The organism is Nocardia sp. NBC_01329, from assembly GCF_035956715.1.
Classification (GTDB): domain Bacteria; phylum Actinomycetota; class Actinomycetes; order Mycobacteriales; family Mycobacteriaceae; genus Nocardia.
In genome coordinates this window covers 3,294,120-3,305,411 of sequence record NZ_CP108381.1, presented here as the reverse complement: position 1 = coordinate 3,305,411, position 11,292 = coordinate 3,294,120, and the positions used below count along the sequence as shown (strand labels likewise).

The 11,292-nt window shown below is 62.7% G+C and carries 12 protein-coding genes and 1 pseudogene; 9 read left to right on the top strand and 4 right to left on the bottom strand.

Going from position 1 to position 11,292, the window contains the following annotated elements:
• The first annotated feature begins 118 nt into the window (after positions 1–118).
• From OG405_RS14865 to OG405_RS14855, 3 genes are all read left to right on the top strand, one after another.
• Positions 119–1,132 carry an Lrp/AsnC family transcriptional regulator gene (locus OG405_RS14865; protein ID WP_327147094.1) on the top strand — a complete coding sequence of 338 codons (1,014 nt, stop codon included), beginning with the start codon at positions 119–121 and terminating at the stop codon, positions 1,130–1,132.
• A 408-nt stretch (positions 1,133–1,540) separates the two neighbouring features.
• Entirely contained in the window at positions 1,541–1,834 is a 294-nt protein-coding gene (locus tag OG405_RS14860) for a carboxymuconolactone decarboxylase family protein (protein WP_327147093.1), read from the top strand.
• 30 nt (positions 1,835–1,864) lie between these two features.
• Positions 1,865–2,212 (top strand): sigma factor-like helix-turn-helix DNA-binding protein, encoded by a 348-nt coding sequence (locus OG405_RS14855; protein ID WP_327147092.1) that lies wholly within the window; start codon positions 1,865–1,867, stop codon positions 2,210–2,212.
• Positions 2,213–2,265: 53 nt separating this feature from the next.
• Here OG405_RS14855 and OG405_RS14850 read toward each other — a convergent pair whose 3' ends face one another.
• Positions 2,266–2,880, bottom strand: coding sequence for a GNAT family N-acetyltransferase (locus OG405_RS14850; RefSeq protein ID WP_327147091.1), 615 nt, complete (start codon positions 2,878–2,880; stop codon positions 2,266–2,268).
• Between the two features lie 554 nt (positions 2,881–3,434).
• On the opposite strand from OG405_RS14850, the pseudogene OG405_RS14845 reads away from it, so the two are divergent.
• Positions 3,435–4,604, top strand: a pseudogene (locus OG405_RS14845) (IS3 family transposase).
• 166 nt (positions 4,605–4,770) lie between these two features.
• On the opposite strand, the gene OG405_RS29240 reads toward OG405_RS14845, so the two are convergent.
• Positions 4,771–4,974, bottom strand: coding sequence for a DUF6301 family protein (locus tag OG405_RS29240; RefSeq protein WP_442790557.1), 204 nt, complete (start codon positions 4,972–4,974; stop codon positions 4,771–4,773).
• A 35-nt stretch (positions 4,975–5,009) separates the two neighbouring features.
• Between OG405_RS29240 and OG405_RS29235 the strand changes: the two genes are divergently transcribed.
• Both OG405_RS29235 and OG405_RS14840 read left to right on the top strand, forming a co-directional pair.
• On the top strand, positions 5,010–5,489 hold the full coding sequence (locus OG405_RS29235) for a TY-Chap domain-containing protein (RefSeq protein ID WP_442790556.1): 480 nt from the start codon (positions 5,010–5,012) through the stop codon (positions 5,487–5,489).
• Between the two features lie 122 nt (positions 5,490–5,611).
• Positions 5,612–6,307: a hypothetical protein gene (locus tag OG405_RS14840; RefSeq protein ID WP_327147090.1), complete on the top strand. Its 696-nt coding sequence runs from the start codon at positions 5,612–5,614 to the stop codon at positions 6,305–6,307.
• Between the two features lie 148 nt (positions 6,308–6,455).
• Here the strand turns inward: OG405_RS14840 and OG405_RS14835 are convergent, their stop codons facing one another.
• Complete coding sequence (locus OG405_RS14835) at positions 6,456–7,415, bottom strand: nucleoside hydrolase (RefSeq protein ID WP_327147089.1); 960 nt, start codon at positions 7,413–7,415, stop codon at positions 6,456–6,458.
• Entirely contained in the window at positions 7,412–8,254 is an 843-nt protein-coding gene (locus OG405_RS14830; RefSeq protein ID WP_327147088.1) for a hypothetical protein, read from the bottom strand. Before OG405_RS14830 ends, OG405_RS14835 begins: the two co-directional genes overlap by 4 nt.
• Positions 8,255–8,931: 677 nt before the next feature.
• Between OG405_RS14830 and OG405_RS14825 the strand changes: the two genes are divergently transcribed.
• Genes OG405_RS14825 through OG405_RS14815 form a run of 3 tightly spaced genes read left to right on the top strand, consistent with a single transcriptional unit; the run spans position 8,932 to position 11,251 of the window.
• Complete coding sequence (locus OG405_RS14825) at positions 8,932–10,440, top strand: hypothetical protein (protein WP_327147087.1); 1,509 nt, start codon at positions 8,932–8,934, stop codon at positions 10,438–10,440.
• 15 nt (positions 10,441–10,455) lie between these two features.
• Complete coding sequence (locus OG405_RS14820) at positions 10,456–10,725, top strand: hypothetical protein (protein WP_327147086.1); 270 nt, start codon at positions 10,456–10,458, stop codon at positions 10,723–10,725.
• Positions 10,726–10,729: 4 nt separating this feature from the next.
• A complete protein-coding gene (locus tag OG405_RS14815; protein ID WP_327147085.1) occupies positions 10,730–11,251 on the top strand; it encodes a YbaB/EbfC family nucleoid-associated protein in 522 nt (173 codons plus the stop codon).
• The last annotated feature ends 41 nt before the right edge of the window (positions 11,252–11,292 follow it).

Sequence of the window (11,292 nt, the reverse complement as noted above, 5' to 3'; positions counted from 1 at the left end):
TCGCCGGCCGTTTACGAAGCCGCCGATATGTGAAATCGAACGTTAAAGATGCGGCCGCCGACTTTTCGCGGCATGTTGAGAAACGAAGATCGAAGGCCACCTGGTGAAGGATTGTCACGTGCCAGACGACGTTGATTTACGGATCGTTCACGCATTGCAGTCGGCGCCGCGTGCTCCGTGGGGTGCCGTCGGCGATGTCGCGGGCGTCAGTGCGCCGACAGCCGCACGGCGCTGGGAACGGTTGGTGAACAGCGGTCTGGCCTGGATCGTCACCTATCCGGGCCCGGCATATCTCAACACGCGCTGCGCGGCCTTCGTGGAGGTCGAGGTGGCCGAACGCGGGCCGGATCTGATGCGCGAGCTCTCCCGGGACGGCGCGGTCGCGACCATCCAGCGCACCGCCGGGGACGGGGATCTGCTCCTCACCGTCATGACCTCCGATCTCGACACCCTCGGTGATTGGGTGCAGCAACTGGCGGGGTCCCCCATGGTCGCCCGCACTCGCACTCGCGTGGTGATGCAGGTGTTCGGGGAGAGCGAACGCTGGCGGGTACGAGCTCTCGACGTGGGCGAGGAGTCGACATTGTCCCGGTACCGTCCGCCCCCGCGTCCACTGGTCCATCAGCCGGACGCAGTGGATCTGGCGTTGATCGCCGCACTCGCGGCCGACGGCCGCCGGTCGGCGGTCGAACTCGCCGAGGTCGGCGGGATCAGCGCACCGGCCGTCCGGCGCCGGCTGACCTACCTCGTCGCTGAGCGAATCCTCTCCATTCGCTGCGAGGTAGCACACGTACTCGGGGGATGGCCGGTGACCGCCAATATCTGGGCCCGTGCCACCCCACGCACGCTCAGCGCGCTCGTCGCCGCACTGGATTCGTTCCCCCAGATACGCGTGTGCTGTGAGGTGACGGGGACCGCGAACGTGATGATGACGGTGTGGTTGCGGCGGATCAGCGAGTTGTCGCGCCTGGAGCACGACCTCGAATCGCAGGTGTCCGGCCTCGTGATCGCGGACCGCAGCATCACACTCGAGACACCCAAACGGCTGGGCTCGCTACTCGACCGGGCGGGCCGCTGCACCGGTTTCTATCCGCTGGAGCTGTTGACCACCCGCCACGGCGCAGCAGCATGACACCGGACACACGCCGGCCGCCGCCGGCGCTGCGCCTCGGGAACCGGTACGGCGTGACACGTCGGCGGGAGCGACGTTGTCAGGAAACGCTCGGCAGCAACGCCGGCGAGCGGAGGGCTGATTCTGGACGGCGCTCACCTCATCCACCCGGATATCGTGCCGCCCTCACCTCACAGGCACCACCGAAAGTGGGCCAGAGCCCTTGAAAATCCACAGTCCCTACCCGTACTCGGGACTGGCGGTGTCCACGGAGTTGGGCAGCGGTTCCGGCCGAGCTCGATGCTGGTGATCTTGATTCGCCATAACCGTCGAGTGATCTGGGCAACATTGCGTCGAAAGTGTCACGCCGGGTATCGCCGTCTCCGTCTTCTCGGTATCACCACGGTATCTGGAGAAGGGATCGTGATCGTGCAGGAGCGAATGTTGATGGAGAAGGTCGCGCCGCAGGCGTATCGGAAGATAGTCGAGTTGAGCCTGTACTCCCAGGCCAATGTGGATTCCCAGCTGCTCGAGCTGATCCAACTACGGGCTTCGCTCGTCAACGGTTGTGCGTTCTGCATCGACATGCACAGCCGCGATGCGATCAAGGCCGGCGAATCCGTTCAGAGGCTGCTGGCATTGGCGGCGTGGACCGAATCGCCGTTCTTCTCACGGGAAGAGCGGGCAGCGCTCGCGGTGACCGACGCGGTGCTCGACGCGTGAGATACCCTGTCTCTGGCCACGCTGCGGCTCATGGAACAGCTGACCACACCCGAACGAGCGGTGTTCGTTCTGCGTGAAGCTTTCGAGCTGCCATATAAGGAGATCGGCGAGATACTCGGACTGACCGACGCCTACGCGCGGCAGTTGCACCGGCGCGGTGCTGCTCACCTGGCCGCCGCACGTGACCGCTTCACCGCTGCCCCGGCTATGCACCGCGAGATCGTGGAACGGTTCCTGGTCGCGGCCCGCACCGGCGATCGGGACGCCCTGGAGTGCCTACTCGCCCACGATGTGACTCTGTGGGGCGATGGCGGCGGGAAGGTGCGCGCCGCGCTACGGCCGGTGTCCGGCGTCGGCAGGGTCGGCGCCGGCAAGTGACACTCGCCCGACGATTGCGACCTGGCCGCCCATTTCGCACCAGCTGATTCGCGCTACGAGCACTCGATCTTTCCAAGTACATCGTTGCGCATCGCCCACGTCCGGGGCCCACCATCCGGAAGATCGACGCTGCCGACCACCTCGAACCCGAATTGCCGATAGAAGCCGAGGTTCGATTCCGATGAGGTTTCCAAGTAGACAGGGACGCCCTCCGAGCGGGCAGCGTCCAGGCCAGGTTCGAGAACAGCACGCCCAAGGCCCCGGCCCTGTACATCCGGATCCACACCAACCGTAGCTAGAAACCAGACCGGCTCTGTCGGTCGAAGCGGTGCGATCAGCTCGTCGGCCTGCGCTGTGGCGGCAGCCCGATCGCCGTGTAACTCGTTCACACGCGCGGCGATCCGCCCGAACGCATCGTCCACACCCGTTGAGGAAGGCGTGGTCCACACCGCCACAGCCGAAGCGTCATCCGCCACCCAAACCCGGCCACACCGCATCCCGATGTCAGTGAGGTACAGCCGCTGCAGTTGCCTCACCCGATCCTGGTGATCACGGGAATCGACGGTGTACCGCGTAAACGGATAGTCAGAGAATGCCTTCGCCAAAGTCTCGGATGCCGCATCGATATCGGAGTCAACCGCGGGACGGATTAGTGGGCTGTGTTTCACATGCGTGGACTGTACCCAGCAACCACCATTTCAGCCAAGCCATTTATGGCCGGCCGTTCAACTCACTTACAGACCGGATGCGTCGGGAAACTGCTCCGACCTTTCGGTCTCGGTGGCTGTTCGCGAGTCCAGGCTCGGGGTCAACTCAGTTCGGGTGCGCGGAATCGGTTTCGGGGATCAGTGCTATCCGTCTGGTCCTCGGTGTGGAGCCGGCGTACGGCTCGGCGATGAGAGGCGAAGTATCGGCTGCTCTGGTGAACAGCGAGAGCGGACACGGCTCAACACCTGTGACCGAAAGTGACTTCAGGATTGCGATAGCTCTCGGCCACGAACTCGCCGGTGATCGCGATAGTTCGCCCTGCCGCAACGACCTCCAACAACTCGCCTATGGTGCGGACCGATGGACCATAGCGGACGGGAGTCCCGCTGGGGCGCGGGTCACAGGCCCACCAGTGCACCCATGCTGGATCGGCGTCGTCCTCGGTGTGAAGTGACCAGTTCATTCCGGACAGTGACCCCTCGTAGGGTGGCTACTGAAAGTGAGGGAGCAGTTCGTGGGGCAGCATCGCAGGAAGTACTCGCCTGTGTACAAGGACGAGGCCGTGAGAATGGTGATCGAGTCACCGGAGCGGTCGATCGCGGAGGTCGCCCGCGATTTGGGTATCAACTCCGGGACCTTGACGAATTGGGTCGCGGCGCATCGTAAGAAGAATCCGGTCGCGGAGGATCCATTGACGATGCCGGAGCGGGCGCGGCTGCGGGAGTTGGAGCGCGAGAATCGGGAACTGCGAATGAAGGCGGAGTTCCTGGAAAAGGCGGCCTTCTTCGCGAGCCGGCAGCAGTGAAGTTCGCCTTCATCGCTGAGCTCGACGCGGGGAAGGCCTATTCTGTGGCGTTCATGTGCCGGAATCTGGATGTGTCGCGGTCTGGTTTTTACGAATGGAAATCGCGGTCGGTGTCCGAATCCGGGAATCGGCGAGAGGATTTGAAGTCGATGATCCGGGCGGTGTTCGACGATAGCTTCGGCACCTACGGGTATCGGCGTGTCCACGCTGTGCTCACCGGCTCCGGTCATGTGGTCGACGACGACACCGTGCGCAAGCTGATGCGTCAGATGAGCTTGTGGCCGGTCCGGCCGAGACCGTGGCGGCCGGTCACCACCGACGCCGACGTCGATCATCGGATTCCCGATTTGGTGGGCCGGGACTTCACTGCGGCGGGGCCGGGACAGAAATTCGTCTCCGACATCACCTACATTTCCACGGGCGAGGGCTGGCTGTATCTGGCGGCCGTTATCGACTGCGGCACGAAAATGGTGGCCGGTTGGTCGATGGCCGACCACTACCGAACCTCGCTGATCGAGGATGCTCTCGATATGGCGGCCATCCGAATACCGATAATCGAGGATGCGATATTTCATTCCGACCGCGGCTCGAAACTACACCAGTTATGATTTCGGGAAGAAGCCGGCGGGGATGGGCATGAGGCAATCGGTGGGTCGCACCGGTGTGTGTTGGGATAATGCGATGGCGGAATCGTTCTTCGGAGCTCTGAAGAACGATTGGTTGAATAATGTTTCGTTCACAGCCCGCGCCGATGCCCGCCGCGCCGTTGTGAAATATATTGAGACGTTTTATAATCGGCGACGTATCCACTCAGGACTCGGATACAAGACGCCGCTGCAGGTTCACGTCGAGTTCTTGAATCAGCAGATAGCGGCATGAAATAGGCCTACGGGATCACTGTCCGGAAGCCGCCGGGCTCCTCAATATCGCCCGGAAAGCGACTGGTTGGTTCGCCGATCGCTTCTGTGACCGCGACGGTGTACCGGGCGAAGATGTCGCGGATACGGCCGCGACCGGCACCGTTCTGATCGATAGAATCGCACCCCTATCTCGTCCGCAGCATTATCGTGCCCCAGACCTTTCCACTCGTCATGCCCAACCCTGAGTCGAACATGACCCACGACGGATCGCTCATTTCAATTCGCCACCCGAACGTCTCCGCCAGCGCGGGAAAATCCGCGACCTGCCACGACCACTTCAGTGAACGGAGTCGCTCGGCCAGGTCAACAACATCTGCATCGCTGAACACCCGCTATTCGGTCATTACGCCATCCTATCGGTCCGATGCGGGACCCCGCTGCAGCCGTGTTCCACGTATCCTCAGAGCTACAGGGACGACACTGCACGCGTCACACATACGATACGGTTGCTTGCGACACCGGACGGGGAAGCAGCGAAGAGGGGGAGCATGACCACGTGGTCGGACTTCGCCGAAGGGTTAGCCGAAACTCTCGCGACACTTCCCTCCGGTGCGGTCGTTATCATCGCCGAGCCGGGACCACTTCGGACCGCGCGCGGTTTGCCCAGTTCTGCTGGTACGGCAAGGGGATTCATGCCGAAATCGCCGGAGGCCAGCAACTGGCTCAACCGAGCATTGACAGGACTCGCATCATCACAGACGCCGGTTGGCGGAGCCCCGGACCTGACGGTGACGAGAACTGGTGGACCACTGCCCTGGCCCGCGACCTCAGGCGATTACCGGCCCCTGGCTTCGATGATCGTGACCGCGTTACGCGATGCCCTCGGTATAGCGAAACCCGATGACCTCGAGTACCATGCATTGAACGAAAATTACGGAAACGCCCCCATTGAACTCCCCCTTCTCGGAATTCCATGCAACGCAGGCAGTTAGAATTCTTCAGTCGATACAGGGTCGAGGTGTCGTCATGACCGATCTTCACATATTCGATTACCTCGGTGGCCCTCCCTTGCCTCCGGTGTCGGAGCAGGATCGCGATAACGCCCGACGCAGCCCCGGCGCCTGGTTCTACTACCTGGACCCCGCAGTCTCCAAGGACGGCCCGATCCGCCCGGAGAACGTGATGTCCGGACGGAAGGCCGACGAGACGGGGAATGTCACCGATGAAATTTGGGTGAACGCCGATTTCGTGCCCAGACCCGAGACGGCCGGAATGCAGTTCGCCAACGCATTCGAGTTGATCTTCTGGCGGACGCTCGAGGGATACTGCCCTGCCGCGCACTTTGTAGATGGGCTGTCTACAGCCGAGCTGATAACCATCTCCACTCCTGACCAGCCCGATAAGGTTCCACTTCATTTCGAAAACGACGGTGAGCGGGTTCTCCGGGCATATACGTCGGCACAATTCCTGCCGAAGGATGTCAACCCGTGGCTCCGCGTACTGATCTCCGGAAAGTACATTCTGGAGGAGATCTGTTCTGTAGAGAACTCGATTATCCATTTCAATCCGGACGGCGGTCCGAGCTTCGGTCTTACCGGGGCTCTCGTCGCCTCGTTGTGGAAAGAGCACAAGGTTTTCGAGGCGCAACGCCGCACAGCAACAGAGAACGGACATCCGCCCGTAGAGCATAGGGAGCCGGGACGGCCACAATGGATGCCGTAGTGATGATCTAGGGCGGCTCCTGGGCACATTTTGCACACACAGCAAGGCAGCGATCATGCGCCTGCGATCTGATCTGAGCTACGGCTGATGCCGATACCCCCAGATCACGACCACGGTGGTGTTCGAGCGGCGAGGTGACTGAACCTCGTTACTGACGCCCCTGCTGAGCTCGTGGATCGAGTTGACCAATCCGTGGAGTGCGGTGGTATCTGACCACGCCGTATCGTTCGATCTCTGCTAGTTGGTGGGTAAACCAGTGTCCGAGTGCCACGTAGTTGACATGGTGAGCCAATGTGACCGGTTGCCCACCGGTGTGCATGCGGCCGACACTGTCCAGCTCAATGTTCGCTGGCTCTGTCTCGATGAAGTCGGCGCCTAACGCCACTGCCAGCGTCATGGGGCCGTGTTGGTCGCTGTAAGGGCCGAACTGGGCGAACCATTGATCCATCTGGCTGCGCAGGAGTACCGATATGGGATTGGTCGACCGCGCCAAGATCCTGTATCCGGTCGTGTCCACGGTCTCGGTGTTCAAGATGAACACGGCAACGGTGGACGTGACGATCGTCAGTTGAATACCCGAGGAAATTACGGTGTGAGCAGCTGATATGTCGAGTGCGATATTGCGTTCGGCCAAGGTCGGGGAGACGTGGGTTCCACCACAAGCCTGTGTGACGGCCAACCGGGGACCGACCTCGGGGTTCGTCGAGAGCAGGTCGGCGAGATTGGACATAGGTCCCAGCCCGACCCAGGACACCTGGCCGTTGTGGCGGGACAGTACAGACTCGACTGCGGCGCTGACGCCGCCGTTCTCGATGATCGTCTCCGCGGGTATCGAATCGCCGGCGGTCCAGATGGTTTCCCCGCCGAGTTCGCGCCCGGCGACGACTCGAACATCGGTGCGGCCGAGGAGATCGAGCAGGTGTCGCGCCAGCCGTGCTCGTCGGCCGGCGCTCTCGTCACTGGTAAGGACCAGAGAAAGGTTGGGTTGAGCGGCCGCGATCGCGACGGTGATCGCGCTGTCGGGTGCGGTCCCGATAGCCGCGTCGAGGATCAACGGTGCAGACGCCCACAGAGTTTCGCTGTCCGAACTGGTCGTGCGGCCGGTCATAGTTCGCGCCCCAGGCTCTGGGGGCCACGGCCCTGTCCCCGTGCCAAGGAGTTTCGTCGTCGGCGCTCGTTCATTTCGCGTTCTCTCAATTCGCGCTCCCGCTCTCTGGCCTGCCACTGTCGGTACTGTTCCGAGTTTGTGTACCGCTCCTGGAACGACGGCGGGCACTCCCGGTTGTCCTTACCGAGGGTGTCGAGTACCTGGGCGGGCGTACCTCCGCGTTCCACCTCATTGAGTACCTGCGCCAACGCGCGCTCGTCCGAGCTCCATCGGATGATTCGTCCATCCTCGTCGGCACGGAACACGACCTCGGGCCTACCGTTTCGATCTGTCTCCACAGCGAGACTGTTCTCGACTTGCCGATCGAGCGCTTGCCGCGCTCTTTCCACCGTGCTCGGGTCGACACCGCGTTCGATCATCCGCTTGACGGTGTCACGTATCTGCTGTATTTCGTCACGTGTGCGCTGATTGCCCTCAGGGCCGTTCGGATCGGCGGTCAGGGATCGCTCTTCGAACATCTCGATCGCTCGTGTCATGTCTCGCGCTTGCTCCAGCATCTTACGGCCGAGCTCAGCCGCCTTTTCAGGACTGTCCGCGACTACCCGTGTGATTTCGCTTCGGCTGCTCTGATTCAGAATCTTGTCGATGTCCTGCGGGCGCTTGCCGGCCTCGGCTGCCTGCGCGATCAGGGCGAGGGCTCGTTCAGGAGACTGCCTGGGAACCAACATCGGTTCACGTCCGTCTCGCTCTAATATGGCCATCGCCTCTCGCTTGCCGTTCTGCTCGATGTTGAGCGGCAGATCGCGCGTGGGACTCCCGCCACGCTTGATACACGTCACGGTCGAAGCCCGCGCGCACGTACTCGACGACGCTCTGCTGCAGGCCACGATCGGTGATCTCGGTGCTTCGCTGGGGAACGAGCAATCCACTCGCCGGGTCCAACGTACCGCTGACTGGCCGGGTACCGGTTGACCGCTCGCACGCTGCAGGCGCTGGAGTGTCTGGGCACCCTGCTCTGCGGCTGTGCCGTGTTCGGATTGCTGTTGGTCTGGCGGCGACCGTGGACACGGCCGGCGGAACGAGCCCCGAGGTCGAGACAGGATTTTGCCTCACCTGGCTTGAGTCGGTGTTCTCGCTCGCCGCGCCGCGGTGACGTTGCCCGGTGCTTCCCACCCATGGAACACCGGACCGGGATGCGTCGTGAAAACATGGCAGAGTACTGAAAGATAGGGGGCGACCGAAGGTCCGGCGAATCAGCGCGGAATCACCGTGTACACCTCGGTCGCACACGCGAGTGTGTTGACACAACCCACGGAAAGGTAAGTAATCGTCATGCCGAACAACATCGATGTCGACTCCGGTCGTCGGCGAGATGGAATCGGTCTGGCGAGGAAAACCGCAGTGCACAGCCTCCCGGGCACCGATCCTGCCGGTGTGCCCTGGATGCGGGCGTACAGAGTGGGAATCTGTGCCACCGTATCCGGGCAAGCATGATGACGATCGACGGAAGCGGACCGTGAGCGACCAGAACAAGGAGAGCCCCGGCGGCGCCGAAGACGGCGATAAGGCGCCGGACGTCGGTTTCAGCCTGCCGTCGGACGGCGCCGCCGAGCCGAGCGGACCCTCCGAAGATGTTGCCGCAGAAAGCCGAGACCGTGCTCTGGCACGGCAGATCGCCGACGCCCTCGGTGCTGTCGGCCCGCCTGGATGGCGCCAGTTGGACGCGGTGTTCGTACTGACTACGACGACCGGGGTCGCCGAAGTCGTATATACCGACTCTGAGCGGTCCATGCGGGCCGAGCCGCCCTCGCCGGTGCTGGAGCAGGCGCGTGCCCACCGGGCGCTGGTCGCGGAGTCGGACGGGGAGCCGTACTGGCGGTTGCTGGTGCGATTGAGCTCCGAGGGTGAGTTCGAGGTCGATTACGACTTCGGTGACGAGCCGTTCCCGGAAGGGCAGCTGTTCGACCCGGAGGCATACCGCGCCGATCTAGAGGAGTACCCGCGCGAGACGCTGCCGGTATGGCTGGCGGCCTACATCGGCCACGGCCATCGGCAAACGCGGTCACCACAGGACGCCGCCATCGCGTCCCGAGCGGATAAGTCCGCGAAGGTGTGGCCGGTGCTGGCAGAGAACGAGTTCCCGGACTTTCCGGAGATGTGGGCGCGGTGGTCCTGCATCTCGGCAGCGTTCGTCGCCGCCCGATCCGACTGGGGTCCGCGGGTATTGCCGTCGATGGGTTGGTTCGAGAGCTCGCGTCGTGGTGGGGCCACGTTGTATTCGCTGCCGAACGACCGGGCTGTGCTGTCCGGTGGCATCTGGGAGGCGCCGAACCTGCACGCCACCTATAATGATGGCGCCAATATGCCGAAGTTCTTTGCGGGCGCGCCCGACTGGGTCGCCACCCCGGTGCTGAATCCGCGCGCCGCGACCGGATTGATGTCCTTCGCCTACTGGTGGGAGGGTGGCCGCTGGTATCGGGGCGATTCTCCCGCGGCCGAGCAATGCGCGACCGCCGTACCCGGGGTGTGGACCGCGAACACCACGGTCGGGATCGTCGCCGGTCTGGCCGGGCAGCCGCCGAACGCCGAACAACGTTCCGCCGCGGCATCACTGATATCGGCGGCCGAGGTAGGTGTGGTCACCCGGGAAACTCTGGTGAACCTGTTCGGCGATGATGGCCGGTTCGATATCGATGGTGCGATGTACCAGCTGGCACTGGCCGGTGTGGTGGCGTCGCTGCCGGAGCCGATGCTCGAGGAAGAGGCGATCTTCCGAGTTCGCGGCTATATCGAGGGGCGCGGCCTGGACACCACGGGGTATCCGTTGGATCAGCTCGTCGGCGATCGGTTCAGCTGCGGCTGGATGGTCTACGTGCCGGTACCGAGCGGAGAGATCTCGATCGGTCGAGCCATTTTCTACATCGCCGATGACGGAGTGCTGGAGCATTCTTCGTCGTCGACCGCGCCTACCACGTTTGTGAAGGAATTCGAGCAGCGCTTCCAGAACCGACAGGGAGCGCAGTAGTGATGAGAATGCTCGATGGACCGGGAAAGGCGTGATGCAACAATGCCTGAAAACGTCGAGGTAGATTTCGGTGGCTTGACTACCGCGGCCGATATTCTCAACGAACTCAGCGGCAATTTCGAGAGTATCTCCAGTCGCGCCGCCGAGATCATGGGGCATAACATCGACGCCCTATCGGAGTCGTTCAGCGCATACACCGAAGGGGTCGGCGGTAGGACCGGCGCCAAGACAGCATTGAGCGGGACCGAGCAAGCGTCCGGCGAGACTATCCGGCGATCGGTCTGAAACCATGTCTGCGCAGTATTCCGACGCAACCGCGTCGGCAATGGAGAGCTTTCAACGGCAGATGCAACTGGTCGCGCAGTTGCAACAACAGCGCGCCAGACTAACGGCGACCGAATCGTCGCGAGACAAGAAGGTCACGGTCACCGTGAACGCCAACAGCGTGGTGATCAAGACCGTATTCACCGACGATATTACCGAGCTGAGCTACGACGAGATCGCACTGGCAGTGACCGAGGCCGCGCAGAAGGCAGCCGAGGAAGTCGCCCGCCGAGCTCACGAACTGGCACAGCCACTGCTGGCCGATCGCGCCGATCGACCGAAGCTGTCCGACGTTATCGAAGGTCTACCCGAATTCCGGATCCCGGAAGAGCCCGAGATACTCACTGCCGCACAAGGTTCGGGCGAACGCTCGGAGTTCGATGCAGCGGCCGAAGAAACGGCGATGACCTTCACCGACGTCAAAGACCACGATCACGGCCGGGATTTCAGAGGCCGGACTCCCGGGGTCACCGAATTCAGTTGGTGACCTTGCGATGGCGTGCCATATCCGGTGAGCAATCGTTGAAT